Source organism: Pseudomonas sp. SHLD1, from assembly GCF_028640935.1.
In the GTDB taxonomy this organism is placed as follows: Bacteria; Pseudomonadota; Gammaproteobacteria; order Pseudomonadales; family Pseudomonadaceae; genus Chryseomonas; species Chryseomonas aestiva.
Window position 1 is genome coordinate 32,688 of record NZ_JAQZAD010000031.1, and the last position, 21,659, is coordinate 54,346.

The window sequence follows — 21,659 nt, forward strand, 5'->3', positions numbered from 1 at the left end:
ATAGCTGGCTTTATTTACATTTTGCAAAGCAATCTGCCGTGCTGCAGGCCTTCGTTTCGCTCGTGCTGGTCCCTTCCAGTCATCCCGCCAGGATGGCCGAATATCCCGCTATTGCTGATTTACAGCCCGCTTGAGTGCAGCATCCTTGCCATTCCGTCACTTACAAGGCAGACCTGGCATGCAGAAGGCTGCGGGCTTCACTCTTACCGAATTGCTCATAGTCATGGCGCTGGTGGCGATTCTGGTCTCCATCGCAACACCCGGCTTCGGCGCCATGACGAGAGCCAATCGCGTTCTCGTGGCCACGAATGAGCTGACTAATCTGCTCACCTATGCCCGGAGCGAGGCCTTGACCCGGGGGCTCAACGTCAGCGTCGAGGCCCCCGGCGTCAACAACTGGTCCGGGGCGCTCAAGGTCACCACCGCCAGCAGTACAGTGACCGGTGGCGTGGAAATCCTGAGGACCTTCGAGGGCACCGGCCTGGCGCCCAGCGGCCTCAACAGCACCGGGACCGCCACGCGCCTGACCTTCAGGCCCAACGGCACCCTGGCGAGTGCCTTCACCATCCGACTCTGCGCCAGCAACGACAGGAGCACCCCGGGCAAGGTCCTCACCGTCACCCAGGGTGGCCATACCGAAGTGGCCGACTTCACGCCGACATCAGTGAGCACCGGATGCAGCTGAGACGCGAGCCTTCCCAGGCAGGCTTCAGCCTGATCGAGGTGCTGGTCAGCCTGGTGATCATCTGCATCGGCGTGCTGGGACTGGTGGCACTGCAGTCGCGCAGCCTGGTGCTGTCCCAGGATGCCATCCAGCGCAACAACGCCATCATGCTGGCCGGCGACCTGCTGGAGCTGATGCGCAGCAACGCCGGGGCCGCCCTGGACAGCAAAGGTCGGTTCAGCATCGACAGCACCTATGCCAAGCCGGTCGGTGAGGACTTCACCACCCGGGCCCTTGAGGCAGCCGATGGCTCCTGTGCCACCCTCGCTCGGGGGCAGGGCGGGGAGACCATCGCCGGCAAGGATCTGACCTGCTGGCTGCAACAGGTGCGGACGCTGCTGCCAGTCAGCGATGCCATCCTCAAGGCCAATTTCGCGGTATGCCCGACGCGCCAGCCGCCGCAGGTGGGCAGCGCGGCGCCCTATGCGGACCCCGATGCCTGCGTGTCACCCGATGCCTCCATGGTCATGATCGTCCTCGCCTGGCAGGACAATACCGGCAACAGCGCCGGCTGCAGTGGCGGCCTGTGCTTCTACACCCTGAGGGGCGAGTTATGAGGGCGCAGCGCGGCCTGTCCATCATCGAACTGATGGTGGCCCTGACCGTGAGCAGCTTTCTCATCCTGGCGGTGACCCAGCTGTACCTGAACAACAAGCGACACGCGCTGTTCCAGGAAGGCCAGGTCAGCAACGAGGAAAACGGTCGGACCGCGCTGCTGCTGCTCGACCAGCAACTGGCGCGCGCGGGCTTTCGGGCCAATCCAACCCTGCAGACGACTCTGGAGACCGCCTTTGCCGCGCGTCCCGCTACCAACGGCTGTCCGGCGATGAGCAGCGGCCAGGCCATCGCCCTGACCGATGACAAGACCGGGCTGTGCCTGCGCTACCAGGGTGAGACGAAGGGCAAGGACAGCGACTGCCTGGGCAATCCCATCGCCGAAGATACCAACGGTAACGGCACCGAGGTGCTGACCCGGATCAGCTACGTCGCCGATCCCGCTGGCGCCCTTGGCCGCGGTACCCTGCAATGCAGCGCCCAGGGCAAGCCGGCCCAGATCATCGTCGCCGGCTTGGCGGATTTCGTCTGGTTCACGTTGCCCACCCCCAGCCAGGCGAGTCAGGCGGTGCGCTATGCCGCGCTGTTTTCCAGTCGTGCCGTACCCACCGAGGGTATGGCCAATGCCATGGCCGCCAACTGGAAGCCCCTCACCGGGCGCGAATTGCCCGCGGGCGCCAGCACCCAGGTGCTGCAGATCGTCCAGGGCAGCGTCACCTTGCGGAATCTGATGCCATGAAGTCCCGTTCACCCCGGCACCAAGGGGGCGCGGTGCTGCTGATCGCCCTGGTCATGCTCCTGCTGCTCACCCTGCTGGCCGTCACCAGCATGCGCGAGACCACTTTGCAGAACCGAGTGGGTGGCAACGTCTCCGAACAGAAACGCGCCTACAACGCCGCCGAATCGGCGTTGCGCGAGGCCGAACGGCGGCTCAGCACCCTGCGGGGGACCCAGGCCTTCAGCAATGCCAGCGGTGGCTTCGACTCCTGCACGACCAGTGCGACTGTCCTGGCGCCCACCGTCGAGAATCTGTGCATCCTCAGCGACAGCAAGGATCTGGACACCCAGGCCAAGGTGCAGACGTGGGCGCAGGCTGCGCTGCAGACCATGGAGCCTGTACCTGCAGCGAACTCCGTGGGTTATCGCGGCTTCGATGGCCAGTCCCGCTATCGCCTGGCGCCGCGCTGGGTAGTGACTGCCATGCAGGGTGGTCCGGAAGGTGATCTAGGTGACGTGTACCAGGGGCGTGGGACCTATTACTACCGGGTAACCGCCGTCGCGCGTAGTGGTGGGGCGCGTTTCCCGGTCATCCTGCAGAGCATCGTCAAGCTGGAGGTGAAATGAAGCTTTCGTTCCGTATGGCGCTATCGGCCGCCCTGCTTGCCTCGGCCAGCGTCAGCGCCAGCAACCTGAACATCGGCCAGCAACCGCTGTTCCTGAGTACCGGCGTCGATCCCAATATCATCGTCACGCTGGACAACTCCAACAGCATGAAGTGGGGCTTCATTCCGGATTCGCTGGGCTACAGCGCCAATGGCCTGCGCACCACGCGGCGGGTCAAGTCGGCGGCCTTCAATGCGCTCTACTACAACCCGGCGGTGAGCTATGCCGTACCGAAGAAGGTCACCTTCAGCAATGGGGTTCTGACGACCACGGACTATCCGGTCAGCAGCGGCACCGGCTTCGATTTCACCCGGGTATACGTGAATGGCTTCCGACCCGGGGCCGGCACCGTGGATCTGAGCCGGGACTATCGCGTCGCCTGGGAATACGACACCGCTCGTGGCCAGGACACGAATTACAACGCCGGGACCAATTATGGTGGCGCTACCGGCACCATCTACTACCTGGCAGAAAATCCCAGAGCGGATTTCTATGTCTGGTGGAACGATAGGACCGAGGCGGGGGTTCCAGCCTATTACTACACGTTCAACAAGGGAAATCCCAACTGCCAGACGTCGAATGAAGACTGCTATACACTGGTAAATCCTACCTCCGCGGCCGATCGGCAGAACTTCGCCATCTGGTATGCCTTCTATCGCAATCGCGCGCTGAGCATGCAGTCGTCGGCCAACCTGGCCTTCTCGCAATTTTCCAGCTCGGTGCGGCTGACCTGGCAGGACCTGAGCAACTGCACCACCCTGAACTCCGGCACCGATTGCTCAGGCATCAGCTACCGCGGCAGCAACCAGCTGCGCACCTTCGATGGCCAGGCGCGGGCCAACTTCTTCCGGTGGCTGGGCGATATCAACTTCAATACCGGCACGCCGCTGCGCAGCGCCCTGGATCGTGCCGGACGCTTCCTGCAGACCAGCGGCAGGGACGCTCCCTACGCCAAGGACCCCGGGGTGACCCAGAGTCCCGAATATGCCTGCCGCCCGAGTTATCAGATCATGATGACCGATGGTAAGTGGAATTCGGACAATATCGGTGCCGGTAACGTGGATGGCAGTGGGCAGACGCTTCCGGATGGCACCAGGTACTCGCCGCGGGCGCCTTTTACCGATAGCGCGAGCAATACCCTGGCCGACTTGGCGTTCAAATACTGGGCGACCGATGCCCAGCCGGGGATCTCGGACAAGCTCTCGCCTTATGTTCGCGACCCTAGCAGTAACACCGATACCCAGTACTGGAATCCCAAGAACGATCCGGCGACCTGGCAGCATTTGGTCACCTATACCGTTGGCTTCGGCCTGAGTTCGTCGCTGACCAACCCGGCCTGGGGCGGCAGCACCTTCGCCGGCGGCTACAGCCCGACCATGAGCTGGCCCGCCGCCAGCAGCGACAGTGACAACAACGTCTATGACCTCTGGCACGCGGCGATCAACTCCCGCGGCGACTTCTTCAGCGCCGACGATGCCAATGGCTTGGTCGACTCCCTGAATCAGGTGGTCAATCGTATCGCCCAGACCAATACGGCCAGTGCCGGCCAGGCCTCGTCACCGCTGCTGGACAGCACCCAGAGTTCCAACTACAGCTATGTGCCCAGTTTCTCCAGCAGCGACTGGAGCGGCGACCTTGCCAAGTACCTGCGCACCTCGACGAGCACTACCAAGGTCTGGAGTGCCCAGAGTCGTCTGGACGCGGCTTATGGCGCGGGCGGCTTTGCCGCGCGCAAGGTGTACATGAGCATCGGCGGTGTGCTGCAGCCGTTCCTGTGGGGCAACCTGAGCGACGACCAGAAGACGGCGCTGAACCGCAACGCCAACGGTACCCGCGACAGCTATGGCGAGGCGCGGCTCAACTACCTGCTTGGCGATCGGAGCAAGGAGAGCCAGACGGCCACGCCGGCCCTGCGCATTCGCAACCATCTGCTCGGCGACATCATCGATTCGACACCGGCGCTGGTCAGCGCGCCCAGCAGTCCCGCTGCCAGGATGAATGCGCTCGGCGCCGCCGGCAGCTACAGCGCCTTCCAGCAGAAATGGGCCAAGCGGGCCACGCGGATCTACGTCGGTGCCAACGACGGCATGCTGCATGCCTTCGACGACAACGGCGACGAGGCTTTCGCCTTCGTCCCCACTGCGGTCATCCCCAATCTCCACAAGCTTGCCGATCCGAGTTATACCGGCAGTACCCATCAGTTCTACGTCGATGGCGCGCCAGTGGTGCAGGACGTCTACGACGGAGAATGGCACACCGTACTGATCGGTACCCTGCGTGGCGGTGGCAGGGCAGTGTTCGCCCTCGATATTACCGATCCCAATGCTCCCAAGGTACTTTGGGAGCGCAGCGCCAATGATGCGGATTTCGGCGAGTTGGGCCTGACCTACAGCCAGCCGGTAGTTGCCCGGCTGCATACCGGCAGCTGGGCAGTGCTACTGGCCAATGGCTACAACGGCGCCAACGACAAGGCGGTGCTCTATGCGCTGGATGTGATGACCGGCAAGCGCATCGCCGCGCTCACGCCCGAGCCCAACGATGGTCTGACCACGCCCAATGGCCTGGCTGCGCCGACGGTGGCCGATGTCGATGGTGATCTGGTCGCCGACTACGTTTACGCGGGCGACCTGCACGGCAATCTCTGGCGCTTCGATCTGATCGGCAGCGAGCTCAAGGCCAATGCCAGCGCGAGCGCCTTCAAGGTCGCCTTTGGTGGTGCACCCCTGTATCGCGCCCGGGCGTCCCGCTACACCAGTGGTGACGCCAACCAGGTCCAGGCCATCACCGCGGCGCCGCGCCTGTTGCGGCATCCCTCGGGGATTGGCCATCTGCTGATCTTCGGCACCGGCAAGTACCTGGAGACTGGCGACGCCACCGCCGTCACCGGCAAGGCCATGAGCCTGTATGGCATCTGGGACCGCCAGACCGCAGGCAAGGCTGCCGACAGTACGCCGACCCTCACCACGGCCAATCTGCAGGTGCAGACCCTGGGCAGCGACACTCAACTTACCTATACGAGCACGGCCCAGGTCTCGGTCACCACGACGGCCAATACCCTGAGCACCAACGCGGTGGACTGGTACGGCGACAGCAACAGGACCGGCAAGTACGGCTGGTACCTCAATCTGCCGTCGACGGGGGAGATGATCGTCACCAAGCCGCTCTACCTGGCCGATACCCTGCTCGCCGCGGCCCTGGTGCCCAATGACAATCCTTGCGATTCGGGCGCCGTTACCTATCTTTATGCAGTGGACCCCTACACGGGTGGCGGGACCAATCACCTGCAACTGGGCAGCCAGCTCCGCTACGCCCGCCTGCAGATGGCCGGACTGCTGAGCGGACTGAACGCATTTGTGTATGGCGATGGTCCTATCAGTGTGGGCGGTACCCTCCTGCCGGGCAGCAACGATGGGTCACAAGGGGGTAGCGGCGGTGGCGGTGGCAACATTGGGGGCGTGCCGTTGGCCAAGCCATCCGAGCGCCAGACCTGGCGTACCTTCTCCAATCAGAATCCCGATCCCTGAGGTAGCGATGCGAGCACGAGGCTTTACCCTGATCGAGCTGATGATCGTCGTGGCGATCGTCGGCATCCTGGCGGCCATCGCCTATCCGAGTTATCAGAACTACGTGCTGCGCTCCAATCGCAGCGAGGGGCAGGCACTCCTCAACGAGGCGGCGGCGCGGATGGAGCGGTATTACGCCCAGAACAACGCCTACACGACCAAGGTCGGCGATCTAAATATCGTCAATGGCAAGACGGCTGCAGGGAGTCAGACGGTGTTGTCGCCGAGCGGCTATTACGAACTGAACCTCGCCACCAATGCAGCCGGTAGCGCCGGCTATACCAGCGATGGCCCCTATGTGCTGACGGCGCAACCTAAGGGGACGCAGGCCAACGATGTCTGCGGCAACCTGATACTCAATGCCCAGGGCGTCAAGAAGGTATCCAAAGGCAACGCCACCGACTGCTGGCGCTAATCCTCCCGTCCCTGCACCAGGCCGGCATCCCGGTCCTGCTCTACGCGATAGCCGCCGAAGCCCAGGGTGACCCTTTGGGTGGCGTCGGCCTTGCCGGCGTCGCGGGCTTCGTGTTCGACCACCAGGCGGTTGAGGCGGTTGAGCAGGTGCATGGATTCGTCGTAGGCGGTGCGATAGAGACTTAAGGTCGAGTCTTGGGTCAGGTTGTGGCCGTAGACCACGTGAAAGGTGAAGTCCGGCGCGGCGCGGTCCTGCAGATAGAGGCGCTCGAAACCGGCCAGCAGGTCGCCGGTGAAGTGGGCCAGCAGCCGCCCCGCGCCTTCCTGGCTCTCGGTGCCGCGCAGCAGCGAGCGGGGCGTGAGCACCACCCGGTCTTCCTCGTCGAGACGGGCATAACCCTTGCGCAGCCATTCATCCAGCACGGTGCGGGCGCGGACGTCGCTGCCGACGCTGGCGACCAGGGCGTCGAAACTCTGTTCGCCGCCGCGCCGCAGGGTGCGGGGGAGGGGGCGCAGATTGCCCTCGGCATCGAGCAGGTCCAGCCGTGAGGTCCAGGCGCTGAGCACCTGCCATTCCAGGCTGGGCGTACAGGGCGTGCGTTCCGGGCTGGCCTCGCGCAGGGCGCGGACCTCGCGGCGCGGCAGGCCGGTCAGGACCGAGATGCGACTGTCGGAATTGGGCTTGTCGCGCAGCGGTTCGAAATCCTGGGCGACCTCGAAGTAGGTCTGGCGCAACAGGCGATCGAAGGTCTGGTAGGTCACGCCGGAGGCGATGGCGATACGCACCAGCCGACCGATCAGGCTGCGTAGAAGCAGGGGTACCTTGGTGGAAAGCATGGGGGACTCGACGCGGCAGACGCCCGCCCATCTTCGCGGGGCCTCGGGTCCCCGTCAAACCAGCCGGTCACAAAGTGTCGCGGACGCCGCTCAGGCTGTCGTCCGCGGGTCAGGGCGCTAACTAGCCAGGGGTACCCGATTCGGTCGCGCCGGCCACGTCCGGATCGTCCGGAAATTCTTCCGGCTCCATGTCCGCATAGGGCAGTTCTTCCGGCGGCGGGGTGTTGCTGGGGTTGTCGTAGGTCTTCTGGTCGGCGTCGCTCATGGTGGCTCTCCGCGGTGGGTGTGGAGATATCGAACCCCTCTGGGCGGGGCCGTTCCCGAGCGCCTGTCGGCAGCGACCTCAGGTCGGCCAGTTGGCCAGGGGCCGAACGTCGTTAGCGCGATAGCGGTCTATTGGCTGACCGTCTCATCCGAATGACGGCGCCCGAGGAGTCCCGTGATGACCACGCCTACCGCTGTCCATCCGTTGCCATTCCAGCCCGCCTTCGAACAGGTGCCGGATGATGAAGCCGACACCATTCGCGAGATGGTCGCGGCCATGAGAGACATCACCGAAACCACCTATGCCAATGGCGGCCATGCCATCCGCAGCGTGCATGCCAAGAGCCACGGCCTGCTCACCGGCCAGGTGCGGGTGCTGGACGACCTGCCGCCGGCCTATGCCCAGGGCGCCTTCGCCGTGCCGGGCAGCTATGCCGCGGTGCTCAGATTCTCGACCAATCCGGGCGACATCCTGGCCGACAGCGTCTCCACCCCGCGGGGCCTGGCGCTCAAGCTGATCGACGTGCCGGGCGAGCGCCTGCCTGGCAGCGAGGGGCAAGTGACCCAGGATTTCGTCATGCAGAATGCCCCGGCCTTTACCGCGCCGGATCCCAAGACCTTTCTCAAGACGCTCAAGCTGCTGGCCAGGACCACCGACCGCGGCGAGGGCCTGAAGAAGGTCGCCTCGGCGGTGCTGCGGGGTACCGAGAAGGTGGTGGAAGCCTTTGGCGGCGAGAGTCCGACGCTGAAGAGCCTGGGTGGCCATCCGGAGACCCATCCGCTCGGCGAAACCTTCTACACCATGGTGCCCTTTCTCTACGGTCCCTATTTCGCCAAGCTCAGCGTGGTCCCGGTGGCGCCCGAGCTGACCGCTCTGACTGACGCGCCGGTCGAGGTCAACGGCAAGCCCGATGGCTTGCGCGAAGCGGTCAATGCCCATTTCGCCCGGCACGGCGGCGTCTGGGAGATCCGCGTGCAGCTGGGCGTCGATATCGAGCAGACGCCCATCGAGGATGCCTCGGTGGCGTGGCCGGAAGATCTCAGTCCCTATGTGACCGTGGCGCGCCTGGAGGTGCAGCCGCAACCGGCCTGGAACGAGACACGCTCGCGCGAGGTGGACGACGCCATGGTGTTCAGCCCCTGGCACGGTCTGGCCGCGCACCGCCCGCTGGGTGGCATCATGAGATCGCGGCAGCCAGCCTACGAGATGTCGTCGCAGTTCCGCAGCGAGCGCAATGGTTGCCCGTTGCATCATCCGCGTGGACCGGTGGAGCTGTAGACGCGGGCACTAGTTGAGCGTGGCGAGCTCGGCGTCGTCGAGTTCGCGGGCGCGTACCGCGGCCGGGCGGCTTACCAGCCCGGCGACATAGCGCTCGAAGTGCGGACGCTTCTCGACGGTGCCAAAGGCCATGCCCCAGGCGAGGTGGGCGCCGACATAGACGTCGGCGGCGGTGAACCGATCGTCCACCAGGAATTCACCCGGGGCCAGGGCGGCGTCGAGGGTATCGAGCACCTCGGCAAGGCTGCCATAGCCCACCGCGCTGCGCTTTCGCGGGTCTTCGGGCAGGACGACGCCCAGCGCCTGGTTGGTGGTGGCGGCTTCCAGCGGACCGGCGGCAAAGAACAGCCAGCGGTAGTAGGCACCGCGCGCCGGATCGCTCAGCGGCGGCGCGAGCCCCGCGGCGGGAAAGGCATCGGCGAGATAGGCGCAGATGGCGGCGGTCTCGGTCACCACGGCGGCGCCATGGCGCAGCGCCGGCACCTTGCCCATGGGATTGATGGCGCGATAGGCCGGGGATTTCATCGCCGGCCCGTAGTCGACCCGCTGCACCTCGTAGGGTTGTCCGAGCTCCTCCAGCAGCCAGCGCACGATGCGGCCGCGCGACATGGGGTGGGTATAGAGCACAGGCCGGTCGAACATGGTGAAGCTTCCTTGAGTTGTCGTACCCCTTAGCATAGGTAGCCCCTCATCCAGCGTCCATTCACAGGAGCCTGGGTACCCTTCTGCTAAACTGGTAAACCTTTACCAGCCGTTTCACAGGACTCCCGTGCCCTCATCCTTCGCTTCCCTGCCACTGGCCGAGGCCATGCAGGCCAATCTGGCCGAACTCGGCTACCTGAGCATGACGCCCATCCAGGCGGCCAGCCTGCCCATCATCCTCAAGGGCCAGGATCTCATCGCCCAGGCCAAGACCGGTTCGGGCAAGACGGCGGCCTTTGGCATCGGCTTGCTGACGGGGCTCAATCCGCGCTATTTCGGCTGTCAGGCCCTGGTCCTCTGTCCGACCCGCGAACTGGCGGATCAGGTGGCTCGCGAACTGCGTCGCCTGGCGCGCACCACGCCCAACCTGAAGATCCTGACCCTCTGCGGCGGCATGCCGCTGGGTCCGCAGATCGCCTCCCTGGAGCATGGCGCCCAGGTGATCGTCGGTACCCCAGGGCGGGTACAGGAGCACCTGCGCAAGGGCACCCTGGTGCTGGACGGGCTCAATGTCGCGGTGCTCGACGAAGCCGATCGCATGCTCGACATGGGCTTCATCGAGGCCATCGCCGACATCCTCAGCCAGACGCCGGCGCGGCGGCAGACGCTGCTGTTCTCGGCGACCTATCCGGAAGGCATCGAGCGCCTGGCCCAGGACTATCTGCGCGCGCCGCTGCGCATCAGCGTCGAGAGTCAGCACAGCGAGACCCAGATCCGTCAGCGCTTCTACGAGATCGCCGCCCAGGATCGCCTCGCCGCCGTGGTGCGCCTGCTCCGCCACCATCGCCCGGCCAGCGCCGTGGCCTTCTGCCAGACCCGCCAGCAGTGCCAGGAGGTGGTCGAGGCGCTGCATGCCCAGCGCATCTCCGCGGCCGCCCTGCATGGCGATCTGGAGCAGCGCGAACGGGATCAGGTGCTGGCGATGTTCGCCAACCGCAGTCTCTGCGTGCTGGTGGCCACCGACGTGGCGGCCCGCGGCATCGACGTCGCCGGCCTGGAAGCGGTGATCAACGTGGAGCTGTCCCGCGATCCGGCGGTGCACGTGCACCGCATCGGCCGCAGCGGGCGGGCGGGTGAGCAGGGCCTGGCGCTGTCGCTGGTGGCCCCGGCCGAGGCCAGCCGCGCCCAGGCCATCGAGGTGCAGCAGGGTTCGCCGCTGGATTGGCAGCCGCTCGGCGCCCTGCGCGACACCCCGGAGCCGCTGGTGCCGACCATGCACACCCTGGCCCTGGCAGCCGGCAAGAAGGACAAGCTGCGCCCCGGCGACATCCTCGGCGCCCTGACCGGCGACGCCGGTCTGCCCGGTGCCAAGATCGGCAAGATCACCCTGTTCGACAACCAGGCCTTCGTCGCCGTGGAAAGAGACATCGCCCGCCAGGCGCTGCAACGGCTGAGCGAGGGCAAGATCAAGGGCCGGTCGATCAAGGTGCGGATGCTGTAGGGCGGATTTGGCTACGGCCATTGTGGCCCTGTCGACCCGCTCCTGACGGTATTCGCCTTATCGCGGCCCATGGCCGCGATAAGCGATAGGCCTGTCTCAGGTGAGCGGTAGCGCCGTAGCGTGGAAAACGGCGCAGCCTTTTCCCCTGGGACTGCGTCGCGAGGCGCGCCCTCACCCCGACCCTCTCCCAAGGGGAGAGGGGGTCGTCCGAATGCCTCGACGTACCTCCGGCTGTTGGGCTTCGACGGTGGAGCCGTCTCAACCCAACCTACGGTCTCGACCTGGGGCGTAGGTTGGGTTGAGCGCAGCGAAGCCCAACGGTGCTTGGTCGCAATAAAGCGTAGGCTACGTCTTGACGCCCATCCGCCGTCTGGCGCGATGCGAGGAGCCGTTGCGTACCGCCCAGCGCAGCACCGGGGCGGTGGCGCCGATACCGGTGCGAATCAGCTGCCGTTGCAGCGGACCCTGGTGGAAACCCAGCTCCGCGCTGGCCCAGTCGGGCAGCAGGTCGATGCCGGCCCGCATCATCAGGGCTCCGAAGGGCTTGGTCAGGGCGCTGGGCGCGGGCGCCTGCAGCAATACCCGGCAGACCTCGCGGCTGCGTTCGTCGCACACCAGCTGGGGACGGATCGCCTGGTAGTAGGCGGCTATCTCTGCCCGCGAACGGGGCACATCCGTCGCGCCCAGGCGTTCGGCGACCAGGGCGATCTCGGCGTAGTAGCGATCCTGTTCGGCCCCTGGCAGCCGGGGATCGAAATAGCGCAGATAGGCTGCCAGGAAGTGACTGACCTCGGCCACATGGACCCAGGTCAGCAGCGCCGGGTCTTCGGCGCTGTAGGGGCGGCCGTCGGCGGCCTGGCCCTGGATGTGCCGGTGGATGGCCTTGACCCGGGCGATCAGTCGCTCGGCATCGCCGCGGCTGCCGAAGGTGGTGGCGGCGATGAACTGACCGGTGCGTCTCAGGCGGCCGAGCATGTCTTCGCGGAATTTCGAATGGTCCCAGACCCCGGCCAGGGCCAGCGGGTGCAGGGTCTGCATGAGCAGGGCGGCGATGCCGCCGATCAGCATGCAGGTGAAGTCGCTGTGCACCCGCCAGGGCACGCTGCCAGGCCCGAACAGCCCGGGATCGCCCGGCGGCTGCTCGTAGTCGACCTCGCCCAGGGCCAGTCCGGTGAGGCTCATCACCTGCCGCTCGATACGGTTGCGGATCAGTTCCATGGGCTAGCGCGGCAGCAGGTAGAGGGCGGCGTACTGCAACAGCATGATGGTCTTGCCATCCAGCAGCCGACCGTCACGGGCCATGGCCAGGGCCTCGTCGAAGGGCAGTTCCAGCAGCTCGATGTCCTCACCTTCCTCGTGCAGTCCACCGCCGTCGGCGATGCGCTGGTCGGCGCGGTATTCACCGGCGAAGAAGTGCAGCAACTCGGTCACCGAGCCGGGACTCATGAAGGCGTCGAACAGGTGCTGGACGTTGTCCAGGCGATAGCCGGTCTCTTCCTCGACCTCGGCCTTGATGCGCGCTTCGGGAGCGGCCGCGTCGAGCAGGCCGGCGGGGGTCTCCACCAGCAGGCCGTCGTCCAGGCCGTTGCCCAGGGTCGGCAGGCGGAACTGGCGGATCAGCAGGACGGTGCGCCGCTCGCGGTCATACAGCAGGATGGTGGCGCCATTGCCGCGATCGTAGGTCTCGCGGGTCTGGCGTTGCCAGCTGCCGTCGCGGCGCAGGTAGTCGAAGGTGGTCTTCTTCAGCAGGCCCCAGTCGGCGGAAAGGGTCTCGACCTGCTGGATGCGAACGCGCGGGGTATCGGGCATGGGGGCTCGTCTGGACGGGAGGCGTCGGGCCACGGTAGCAGAAGCGGTGCCTTTTTAAGGCACGCGACGCGACCCCGGGTTCCACCCCACCGTGAGGCCGGCTGGTAGCCGACGTCTAGAACCAGCGGTCGTTCTTCTTGCGACCCCGCGTCATGGACGGCAGGATCAGGCCGGCCAGCAGGCCGGCGCCGGCGATACTGCCGCCGTAGACCATGTACTGCATCAGCGCCTGCTTGTTCTCGTTGCCGAGCTTGGCCTGGGTACTGCGCAGTTCCGACTGGGCCTGGGTGAGCTGGGCGTCGAGGTCCTTGCGGCGGCTCTCCAGCTCGTCGATCTGCTTCTTGCGCGAATCCAGGGTCTCCTGCATGCCCTGGACGCGATTCTTCCAGCTGTCGTCGATGGTCTTGAGCTGGCCGCTCAACTCGGCCACCTGCTGTTCCAGCTGCGGCAGGCGCTCGGCCTGGCCGGGCTTGGCCTGCAGGTCGGCATTGGGGATCCAGACGGTGCTGCCGCCTTCGCCGCGCACCTGGCTGTAGTCGCCCTGGGTGCTGATCAGCTCGACCTTCTGCCCGGACTTGAGGGTGCCGACGATGCGATAGCCATCGGTGGGACCACTGCGGACATAGGTGGTCAGGCTGTCGCTGACCCAGCGGGCGGTGCCTTCCTGGGCCACGGCGGTGCCGGCCAGGGAAGCGAGGGAGGCGGCCAGGCAGAGGCCGAGATGCGGTAGGCGGGACAGCAGGCGAGATGGGGACATGGGCATGATCGGGTCTTTATGCATGAGCTGAAAAGATGAAGGCCGTGGTGAACAAGCCGGATTATTGTGGGGCAGTACCCTAGCAAGCTGCCGCGCTCTATCCGCCAACCCGTAGCGCCCTCTGTTCGAGACGGTGAAGCAGTTCAAGCTTTGGCGGTGGAAAGCGACGGCCAGTGTCATCTTGCCGCCATGCGGCGGCGGGAGAAAGCGGCCAGGCCATTCAGGATCTTGCCGGCGGCGCTTCAGAGACGCTGCAACAGATCCAGACTCAGGGCCGCGAGTGCGCCAAGGCCGGCGCAGCCAAAAGCCAACGCCTTGCCCCACCAGCGTTTCCAGGCGATTGCGCCAGCCACCATGCCCACCCCGCAGAGCAACAGGCCGGACTTGAGATAGAAGTCGGACCAGGCGAGCAGCTGATCGATGAAGTCGAAGAGTTCTTGGAATTCCTGCGGCATGGGGCCTCCTGGCGCGCTGGCGCTATTGAGTCGCCGGGACCCCGGTCGTTCCCTGGCAGTCCGCCGCCAGCAGCCGCTCGGCCGAACCCTGGTCGCCCGGCTGGCTGCCCGCGCGGCCGGCCAGCAGCAGGAACTGGCGACTGGCGTCCCGGCTCGGCAGCGCGACCACCGCCAGTGACAGGCGTGGGTCCGGCAATGGGTAGGGCGGCTGGCTGGCCAGGGCCTGGAAGAAATCCGCGGCCAGCAACTGGGCTTCGCTCAGCCGCCGCGCCTGATAGCGACTGCCTGCCAGGGCTACCGGCAAGGCGCGCCAATGGGCGTCCAGCCCGGGCGCCAGCTGCCACAGCAACTCGCGTAGTTCGGGCCGCAGGCAGGCCAGATGCACATGCAGCTGATCCTGGCTGCGCCCGCTGGGGGCATTGAGCGCGAGGGCGATCCGCTCATCCGCCACCGGCGCCCGGCCCCAGGCGCTCAGGTACCAGCGCTGGCGCCAGGCCAGACCGAACCAGTTGGGTTGGCTGGGCTGCCAGAGCGCCGGACTCTCCAGACCACGAAGGGGCCGCAGGGGTACCAGGATGAAATGCTGCCGCTCACCCGGCGCGCGCAGCACGGCGAAGCCGGGCTCCTTGACCACTTGGCGACAGGGGGTGGCCAGACCGGTAAGCCGGGCATTCGGCACGCAGAGCCCGGTCGTGACCTGGCGCAGCAGGTCGCGGCTGGCACAGCCCGTCAGCCCCACGCCCAGCACCAGTAGCCACAGCAGGCGCCGCCACGACGAGCGGATGCCGGGCGGCGGCGAACAACTGCGCGAACTGCACTTCCAATGGCTATCAGGGCAATGCAGCGGGAGATCAGCCATGGCCAATGGGTGGGCCGGAGACGGCGCGGTTCAGGAACAGATCGACAGCACGGTGGACGATGCGGTGCAACGCGCCCGCAGCCGTCTGCACCGAGGCGCGAGCCTCACTCACTGCGAAGAGTGCGGCGACGCCATCCCCGAGGCGCGCCGCCAGGCGGTGCCGGGCGTACGCCTGTGCATCCGCTGCCAGTCCGAGCAGGACGCCGAAGACCAGCGCGCCGGCGGCTACAACCGGCGGGCGAGCAAGGACAGTCAGTTGCGCTAGGGCCGGGGCGGCCTTCAGCCGCGTGGACGCCGGGCCGGTTTCCAGCCACTGGCGTAGCCGCAGCCCAACGTCGGCCGCCATCAGGGCGCTGCCGGGATCTGCAGGCCGCGTTGCACCGCCGGGCGGGCGAGGAAGGCGTCGAGGGCGCGACGGACCTCGAAGAAGTCCTGGAAGCCGATCAGGTCGGCCACCTGGTAGACCTCCAGCAGGGCGCGGATCCAGGGGAAGGTGGCGATGTCGACTAGGCTGTAGTCCTCGCCCAGGATCCAGGCGCGGCCGCGGAGCTGGCCCTCCAGCACGCCGAGCAGGCGCCGGGCTTCGTTCACGTAGCGGTCGCGGGGGCGCTTGTCTTCGATGTCCTTGCCGGCGAATTTGGTGAAGAAGCCGAGCTGGCCGAACATGGGGCCGATGCCGCCCATCTGGAACATCAGCCACTGGATGGCCTGGTAGCGCCGCGCCGGCTCCTCGGGCAGCAGGCGCCCGGTCTTTTCCGCGAGGTAGAGCAGGATGGCGCCGGACTCGAACAACCCCAGGGGTTCGCCACCAGGACCGTCGGGGTCGAGGAGGGCGGGGATCTTGTTGTTGGGGCTCAGGGAGAGGAATTCCGCGGTGTGCTGGTCGTCCTGGCCGAAGTCGATGCGGTGCACCTCGTAGGGCAGGCCGAGCTCTTCCAGGAGGATGGCGACCTTGACACCATTGGGCGTGGGCAGCGAATAGAGTTGCAGGCGCTCGGGATGCCGGGCGGGCCAGCGGTGGGTGATGGGAAAGCGTGACAGATCGGCCATGGTGGACTCCGGAAAGGGGGCGGCTCTGGGTGAGACCGGCCAGCGCGGGCCGGGTTGCCAGGCCTGCAGCGAAGCGGAACTTAGCGCGATGCCTACCTCTCCATCTGAGACGTACCCGCCTTCAGCCCCGCACCGAGGATTTCCCATGCTTCCCCACAGTCAGCAGGGCAGCGGTTCGCCCACCTTCGTGCTCATGCACTTTCTCGGCGGCTCCCACCGCACCTGGTTTCCCACCGCCCCCTACCTGGATGGCGAACATCGCTGCGTGGCGCTTAATACGCCGGGCTTCGGCGATGCCGCCGAGGTCGCGGGCTACAGCGTGGCCGAGATGGCCGACCAGGTGGATGCCAGCATCCGCGCTCTGGGCCTGGAACGCTGCATCCTGGTCGGCCATTCGATGACCGGCAAGGTGGCCGTGGTGCTGGCGGCGCGGCGACCGGAGTATCTGGTCGGGCTGATCCTGGTGGCGCCTTCGCCGCCCGGGCCGCAGCCCATGAGCGAGGCGGATCGCGATGCCCAGCGCGCCTATGGCAAGAGCCGGGCGGAGGCCGAGGCCTTCGTCGACGAATCCAGTGCCCATCGGCTGCCCGATGCCATCCGCGAGGTGGTGATCGCCGATGCCCAGCGGCTGAATCTGCAGGCCTGGCGCGCCTGGGTCGATCATGGCAGTCGCGAGGACTGGAGCGATCGGATCGACACCCTGGACTATCCGGTGCTGCTGGTCTGCGGCGCGGATGACCAGCAGGTGCCGGGTCCGGACGAACAGCGCCGCACCACCCTGGCGGCCTTCCCCAACAGCCGCCTGGAGGTCATTCCCGGTGCCGGCCACCTGATGCCGCTGCAGACGCCCCAGGCGCTGGCGCGGCTGATGCTCGACTTCGCCCGGGAGCTCTGACCGGTGGATTCGCTGACCCAGGCCGTGCTTGGCGCCACCGTCCAGACCGCACTGCTGGGTCGCTGGCAGGGTCGGCGCGCCATCCTCTATGGCGCGGCCCTGGCCACCCTGCCGGATCTCGACGTGGTCATCGACTACGGCGATGCGGTCAAGGCGATGACCTACCACCGTGGCTTCAGCCATTCGCTGTTCGTGCTGACCGGACTGGCCCTGCTGCTGACCTGGATCTGCGGCCGCTGGCGCAATCCTGGATACGGCCCGGGACGCCTGTTCCTGACGCTCTGGCTGGTGCTGGTCACCCATCCCTTGCTGGATGCCTTCACCACCTATGGCACCCAGTTGTTCTGGCCGCTGCCGACCACCCCGATAGCCTGGTCCAGCGTCTTCATCATCGATCCGCTCTATACCCTGCCGTTGCTGGTGGCGGTACTCGCTGGCCTGGTGGTTGGCCCCCTGGGCAGGACCCCTCGGCTGGCCGTCGCAGCCTTGCTACTGTCCACGACCTACCTGGGCTGGACCCTGGTGGCCAAGTATTCCGCCGAGCGCCATGTACGCCAGGCGCTGGCGGCCCAGGGGCAGGCGGATGCCCGCCTGTTCAGCGCCCCGCTACCCTTCACCAGCCTGCTCTGGCGGGTCATGGTGGATGACGGACCCGAGCGCTACCGGGAGACCTGGGTAGGGCTGTTCGACGACCGCCCACCCGTCCTGGTCCCACTGCCACGGGGTGGCGAACTGGCGCCGATCCTCGCCGACTCGCCGGCCGAACAGCGGCTGCGCTGGTTCACCGACGACTGGCTGCGCTACGACCGCCTGGGCGACGACCTGGTGGTGACCGATCTGCGCCTGGGCGCCACTGGCTACCACAGTTTCCGCTTCGTCTTGGCTCAGCGGGAGGCCAGCGGTTGGCGACTGGTCGCCGAACCCTCGCTGTGGCCGCGCGAGCGCGGCGGTCGCGAACAGCTGGCGGTGGTCTGGCGCAGACTCTGGCATCCGGAGTCGCCGGCACCGGTGGCGGACTGGGCGGCGCGGCTGTCGCGCCTGCCGGACTGACGCCAGGCCTCCAGCAGCAGTCGCCACCAGGGGCGCCGGGCCTCGCGCAGGGCGGTATGGCGATCCAGACCGATATCGGCCAGTTCCCGGTCGGTAAGGTCCGGCAGGCTGCGGCGGGTGGTCAGCTGGCGTCGGAACAGCAGCCAGCAGCCGCTGGCGCGGGTCTGATCATGAAGGCTGGGATCTCTGGACATGGCGTCTCTCCTGGGCTGTCTCCATGCTCCGCCGCCAGCAGCCTCAGGGGCAGATCCAGGCCGGTGGGTTGTCCGCCATACAGCGGCCTTACAGCACTCAGCTGTATGGTGCACGGCGTGGCCATCTGTATGGCGCGCGTTTCCTGTCTAGCCCGCTATAGTCCGGGCATGAATCGCTATCAGCTGTTGGCCGATGCCCTTGGCCGCCGTATCGAGCAGGGCCTCTATCGACCGGGCGAACGCCTGCCGTCGGTGCGCGCCCTGGCCCAGGAGCACGGGGTCAGTCTGGCCACGGTGCAGCAGGCCTATCGACTGCTGGAGGACCGTGGCCTGGTGGAGCCACGGCCCAAGTCCGGCTACTTCGTCCGCCTGGAAAGACGCGTCATCGAGTTGCCGCGGGTGACCCGGCCGGCGCGCTGGCCGGTGGAGGTCTCCGGCTGGGAGCCGGTACGGGAGCTGATGACCAGCACCCCGGATTCGGTACGGGTGCAACTCGGCCGCGGCCTGCCGGATACCGAGGCGCCGACCCTGGCGCCGCTGCTGGCCGGCATGGCGCGGCTGGCGCGGCGACCGGGCAATGCCGGGCTGTCCTACGACAGCATCCAGGGCGTGGCGGCGCTGCGCGAACAGGTGGCGCGGCTGCAACTGGATGCCGGCTGCGTGCTCACCGCCGATGACATCGTCATCACCAGCGGTGCCCACGAGGCCCTGGCCACGGCCTTGCGCGCCACCTGCCAGGAGGGTGACATCGTCGCGGTGGATTCGCCGACCTTCCACGGGGTGATGCAGACCCTCAAGGGCCAGGGCCTCAAGGCGCTGGAGATCCCCACCGATCCGCGTACCGGCATCAGCCTGCCGGCGCTGGAACTGGCCCTGGAGCAATGGCCGGTGCGCGCCATCCAGCTCACCCCCAGCTGCAACAATCCCCTGGGCTACTGCATGCCCGAGGCCAGCAAGCGCCAGCTGGTGGCCCTGGCGCGCAAGCACGACCTGGCGGTGATCGAAGACGATGTCTATGGCGATCTGCTCTATGGCTATCCGCGGGCGCGGGCGCTCAAGGCCTTCGACGAAGACGACCGGGTGGTGCTCTGCAGCTCCTTTTCCAAGACCCTGGCCCCCGGGCTCAGGGTTGGCTGGGTGGCGCCCGGGCGCTATGCCGAGCGCATCCTGCACCTGAAGTACATAGGCACCGGCTGCACCGCCCCCCAGCCGCAACTGGCCATCGCCGAATTCATCGCCGCCGGCCACTACACCGTGCACGTCCGCCGCATGCGCGCCCAGTACCAGCGCAATCGCGACCTGATGAGTGCCTGGGTGCAGCGCTACTTTCCCTCCGGTACCCGGGTCAGCCAGCCCCAGGGCAGCTTCCTGCTGTGGGTCGAGTTGCCCGAGGCCTGCGACAGCCATCGACTCAATCGCGAACTGCTCGCCCAGAGCGTGCAGATCGCCTGCGGCAGCATCTTTTCCGCCTCGGGCAAGTACCGTAACTGCCTGCGCCTGAACTATGCCCAGGCCCAGCGTCCGGGGATCGAGGAGGGCGTGCGGCGCGTCGGCGAGGCCGCGTGCCGGCTGCTCGACGAAGCGCTGCCGCGGTCGCTGGCGCTGCCGGTCTAGCCGAGTTCGGCGATCTCGCTGCAGTTGCGCCCGCGATGCTTGGCCCGGTAGAGGGCGGCGTCGGCCTGGGCCAGCAGGCGGACCGGGGCCCCTTCCGCCAGCCGCGGCGTCACCGCCACGCCGAAGCTGGCGGTGACCGGCAGCGCCTCGGTCGGGCCGACGGCGAAGGGCGCCTCGGCGATGCCGCAGCGCAGGCGCTCGGCGAGCGCCAGGGCGTCGGCCGGCTGGGCCACATCGGCGAGCACGGCGAATTCCTCGCCACCGATCCGGGCGATGCGATCACCGGGACGCAGCAGCTCGCGGCAGCGCTGCGCCAGCTGCTGCAGCAGCAGATCGCCGGCGGCGTGCCCGTAGGTGTCGTTGATGCGCTTGAAGTGATCGATATCGAAGGCGATCGCCGCCAGCTGTCCGGTGGTGCGGGTCACCCCCTGCGCCAGCTCGCGTTCGAAGGCGCGGCGATTGGCCAGGCCGGTCAGGTAGTCGGTCTCCGCGCGAATGCCCAGTTCGGCGATCAGGGCATCACGCTCCTCTCGCAACCGGTCGGCCTGCAGCCATTCGTCTTCCAACTGAGCGAAGGCGGCGAACAGGCTGCGCGGGTCGTTTTCGGCCACCGTCCCGAGCGGTCGGGCGCGCCGGCTGAGGCTCAGCAGCCGCTGGGTATTGGCCAGCAGCGGCGTCAGCAGGCGCTGCTTGAGCAACAGCAGGCCGGTACCCAGCGCCAGCAGGATGCCCACCGCCGCGGCGATGGTCAGCCACAGCCGCAGCTGGGCTTCGCGTGCCAGGACGTCGGCTTCCTCGTGGGCCAGGCTCAGCATCTCGTCGCGCAACTCCAGGATGCTGACCATGGTCGGGACATAGCCCTGGGCGAAACTGGCCGCGCTGGGCGCCGTGCCGGTCGCCAGGGCGGCGAGGGTCTGGTGGTACCAGTCCAGGCCTTCGCCCAGGTAGCGCTCCTGCACCTGCACGAAGCGGTCAGGCTCGGGGCGACCGGGCGCCAGATTGAGGTTGCTGCGCAGGAGATCCATCAGCTGGTTGATGCGGCCCTGGGTCTGCAGCAACTGGACCTGTTCCGCTCCACTGGGCAGGCGCTGTGCCTGCAGCGCCGGGGTCAGCAGCGAGCCCAGGCGTCCGGCGGTATCGCGCAGGCGGGCGGCGAGCTTGGCATTGACCAGGTAGATGGCCACGGCCGGGCTGCGCTGGATGAGGTCGTGCAGGGTAAGGTCGGCGGTGATGAAGTTGCTGTCCAGGGCGCCAAACATGCCCTGGACCACGGTGGCGATATCCTGGGGCTCGGGATCGTCCGGCGTCGCCCGGAGGCGCTGGTCGACCCGGGCGCGGGCCTGCAGCAGCGCTTGATAGCCGTTTGCCGCCTGCTCGGCGGTCACGCTGCATTGCCGGCAGCCCTGCAACAGTGCCTGCAGCCGGGCGAAGCGCTGATCGCTCAGGGCCCGGGCGCGCGCCTGCTCATGGCTATCGCCGCCGCGACCGCCGAGCAGGGCATTGGTCGGGCCACGCTCGGCGGAGACGGCTTCCACTAGCCGCAGCGCCTCTTCGTAGACCGGCAACTGGTCACGGGTCAGGCCCATGCTCGCCGAATTCTCGTGGGCCTGCTGGACGAGCAGGGCCATGCCGCAGGCGGTGGCGAGCGAGGTCACCACCAGCAAGGCATTAATTAGTCGATTGAGGTGAGTGGTCAGCAGAAAACGGCCAGACATCAGGCGACACCGAAGCGAACATGCCCAGGAGGCGAGCCGATTCCAGACAGCGGTGGATTCAGGCTCTCAAGGTGCGCCGATGTTAAAAGGTCTAGCTTT

General features: G+C 67.0%; 22 protein-coding genes and 1 pseudogene. 12 read left to right on the forward strand and 11 right to left on the reverse strand.

Translation table 11 applies throughout. The features are described 5' to 3' along the window. Positions 1-178 precede the first annotated feature (178 nt). Genes PVZ77_RS20325 through PVZ77_RS20350 form a run of 6 tightly spaced genes read left to right on the forward strand, consistent with a single transcriptional unit; the run spans position 179 to position 6,640 of the window. Positions 179-685 (forward strand): GspH/FimT family pseudopilin, encoded by a 507-nt coding sequence (locus PVZ77_RS20325; protein ID WP_273808959.1) that lies wholly within the window; start codon positions 179-181, stop codon positions 683-685. Further along, positions 676-1,281 carry a type IV pilus modification protein PilV gene (gene pilV / locus PVZ77_RS20330; RefSeq protein ID WP_273808960.1) on the forward strand — a complete coding sequence of 202 codons (606 nt, stop codon included), beginning with the start codon at positions 676-678 and terminating at the stop codon, positions 1,279-1,281. Before PVZ77_RS20325 ends, pilV begins: the two co-directional genes overlap by 10 nt. Beyond that, entirely contained in the window at positions 1,278-2,018 is a 741-nt protein-coding gene (locus PVZ77_RS20335) for a PilW family protein (RefSeq protein WP_273808961.1), read from the forward strand. The genes pilV and PVZ77_RS20335 overlap by 4 nt, the downstream gene beginning before the upstream one ends. Next, positions 2,015-2,623, forward strand: coding sequence for a pilus assembly PilX family protein (locus PVZ77_RS20340; RefSeq protein ID WP_273808962.1), 609 nt, complete (start codon positions 2,015-2,017; stop codon positions 2,621-2,623). The genes PVZ77_RS20335 and PVZ77_RS20340 overlap by 4 nt, the downstream gene beginning before the upstream one ends. Next, complete coding sequence (locus PVZ77_RS20345; RefSeq protein WP_273808963.1) at positions 2,620-6,186, forward strand: pilus assembly protein; 3,567 nt, start codon at positions 2,620-2,622, stop codon at positions 6,184-6,186. Before PVZ77_RS20340 ends, PVZ77_RS20345 begins: the two co-directional genes overlap by 4 nt. 7 nt (positions 6,187-6,193) lie before the next feature. Next, complete coding sequence (locus tag PVZ77_RS20350; protein ID WP_273808964.1) at positions 6,194-6,640, forward strand: type IV pilin protein; 447 nt, start codon at positions 6,194-6,196, stop codon at positions 6,638-6,640. On the opposite strand, the gene PVZ77_RS20355 is transcribed toward PVZ77_RS20350, so the two are convergent. Continuing rightward, entirely contained in the window at positions 6,637-7,476 is an 840-nt protein-coding gene (locus PVZ77_RS20355) for a DUF6502 family protein (protein ID WP_273808965.1), read from the reverse strand. The genes PVZ77_RS20350 and PVZ77_RS20355 overlap by 4 nt on opposite strands. 121 nt (positions 7,477-7,597) lie before the next feature. Continuing rightward, on the reverse strand, positions 7,598-7,741 hold the full coding sequence (locus tag PVZ77_RS20360) for a hypothetical protein (RefSeq protein ID WP_007161029.1): 144 nt from the start codon (positions 7,739-7,741) through the stop codon (positions 7,598-7,600). Positions 7,742-7,918: 177 nt separating this feature from the next. Here PVZ77_RS20360 and PVZ77_RS20365 point away from each other — a divergent pair, with 177 nt between their 5' ends. Then, the gene (locus PVZ77_RS20365) at positions 7,919-9,019 is read left to right on the forward strand and encodes a catalase family protein (RefSeq protein ID WP_273808966.1); all 1,101 of its coding nucleotides are present in this window, start codon (positions 7,919-7,921) and stop codon (positions 9,017-9,019) included. Positions 9,020-9,028: 9 nt separating this feature from the next. On the opposite strand, the gene PVZ77_RS20370 is transcribed toward PVZ77_RS20365, so the two are convergent. After that, positions 9,029-9,661: a glutathione S-transferase family protein gene (locus tag PVZ77_RS20370; protein ID WP_273808967.1), complete on the reverse strand. Its 633-nt coding sequence runs from the start codon at positions 9,659-9,661 to the stop codon at positions 9,029-9,031. Positions 9,662-9,788: 127 nt separating this feature from the next. Between PVZ77_RS20370 and dbpA the strand changes: the two genes are divergently transcribed. After that, positions 9,789-11,162, forward strand: a complete 1,374-nt coding sequence (dbpA, locus tag PVZ77_RS20375; protein WP_273808968.1) for an ATP-dependent RNA helicase DbpA — start codon at positions 9,789-9,791, stop codon at positions 11,160-11,162. A 345-nt stretch (positions 11,163-11,507) separates the two neighbouring features. Here dbpA and PVZ77_RS20380 read toward each other — a convergent pair whose 3' ends face one another. The 5 genes from PVZ77_RS20380 to PVZ77_RS20400 form a co-directional block, all read right to left on the reverse strand. Further along, positions 11,508-12,380 (reverse strand): oxygenase MpaB family protein, encoded by an 873-nt coding sequence (locus tag PVZ77_RS20380; protein ID WP_273808969.1) that lies wholly within the window; start codon positions 12,378-12,380, stop codon positions 11,508-11,510. Between the two features lie 3 nt (positions 12,381-12,383). Further along, positions 12,384-12,971, reverse strand: coding sequence for an NUDIX domain-containing protein (locus tag PVZ77_RS20385; RefSeq protein ID WP_183633279.1), 588 nt, complete (start codon positions 12,969-12,971; stop codon positions 12,384-12,386). Positions 12,972-13,086: 115 nt separating this feature from the next. After that, complete coding sequence (locus tag PVZ77_RS20390) at positions 13,087-13,734, reverse strand: TIGR04211 family SH3 domain-containing protein (protein ID WP_133863252.1); 648 nt, start codon at positions 13,732-13,734, stop codon at positions 13,087-13,089. Between the two features lie 236 nt (positions 13,735-13,970). Beyond that, positions 13,971-14,183 carry a hypothetical protein gene (locus PVZ77_RS20395; RefSeq protein WP_273808970.1) on the reverse strand — a complete coding sequence of 71 codons (213 nt, stop codon included), beginning with the start codon at positions 14,181-14,183 and terminating at the stop codon, positions 13,971-13,973. Positions 14,184-14,205: 22 nt separating this feature from the next. Further along, complete coding sequence (locus tag PVZ77_RS20400) at positions 14,206-15,042, reverse strand: CDP-diacylglycerol diphosphatase (protein ID WP_273808971.1); 837 nt, start codon at positions 15,040-15,042, stop codon at positions 14,206-14,208. Between PVZ77_RS20400 and PVZ77_RS20405 the strand changes: the two genes are divergently transcribed. Further along, positions 15,041-15,307 carry a DksA/TraR family C4-type zinc finger protein gene (locus PVZ77_RS20405; protein ID WP_273808972.1) on the forward strand — a complete coding sequence of 89 codons (267 nt, stop codon included), beginning with the start codon at positions 15,041-15,043 and terminating at the stop codon, positions 15,305-15,307. The genes PVZ77_RS20400 and PVZ77_RS20405 overlap by 2 nt on opposite strands. Before the next feature lie 80 nt (positions 15,308-15,387). Here the strand turns inward: PVZ77_RS20405 and PVZ77_RS20410 are convergent, their stop codons facing one another. Next, positions 15,388-16,092: a glutathione S-transferase N-terminal domain-containing protein gene (locus tag PVZ77_RS20410; RefSeq protein ID WP_273808973.1), complete on the reverse strand. Its 705-nt coding sequence runs from the start codon at positions 16,090-16,092 to the stop codon at positions 15,388-15,390. Between the two features lie 145 nt (positions 16,093-16,237). On the opposite strand from PVZ77_RS20410, the gene PVZ77_RS20415 reads away from it, so the two are divergent. Both PVZ77_RS20415 and PVZ77_RS20420 read left to right on the forward strand, forming a co-directional pair. After that, a complete protein-coding gene (locus PVZ77_RS20415; protein WP_273808974.1) occupies positions 16,238-16,987 on the forward strand; it encodes an alpha/beta fold hydrolase in 750 nt (249 codons plus the stop codon). Between the two features lie 3 nt (positions 16,988-16,990). Next, positions 16,991-18,037 (forward strand): metal-dependent hydrolase, encoded by a 1,047-nt coding sequence (locus PVZ77_RS20420; RefSeq protein ID WP_273808975.1) that lies wholly within the window; start codon positions 16,991-16,993, stop codon positions 18,035-18,037. A gap of 95 nt (positions 18,038-18,132) precedes the next feature. Here the strand turns inward: PVZ77_RS20420 and PVZ77_RS26180 are convergent. Then, positions 18,133-18,231: pseudogene (locus PVZ77_RS26180) on the reverse strand (hypothetical protein); the annotation flags it as partial. 168 nt (positions 18,232-18,399) lie between these two features. On the opposite strand from PVZ77_RS26180, the gene PVZ77_RS20425 reads away from it, so the two are divergent. Further along, positions 18,400-19,845 carry an aminotransferase-like domain-containing protein gene (locus PVZ77_RS20425; protein WP_273808976.1) on the forward strand — a complete coding sequence of 482 codons (1,446 nt, stop codon included), beginning with the start codon at positions 18,400-18,402 and terminating at the stop codon, positions 19,843-19,845. Here PVZ77_RS20425 and PVZ77_RS20430 read toward each other — a convergent pair. Next, the gene (locus tag PVZ77_RS20430) at positions 19,842-21,560 is read right to left on the reverse strand and encodes a GGDEF domain-containing protein (protein ID WP_273808977.1); all 1,719 of its coding nucleotides are present in this window, start codon (positions 21,558-21,560) and stop codon (positions 19,842-19,844) included. The genes PVZ77_RS20425 and PVZ77_RS20430 overlap by 4 nt on opposite strands. Between the last annotated feature and the right edge of the window lie 99 nt (positions 21,561-21,659).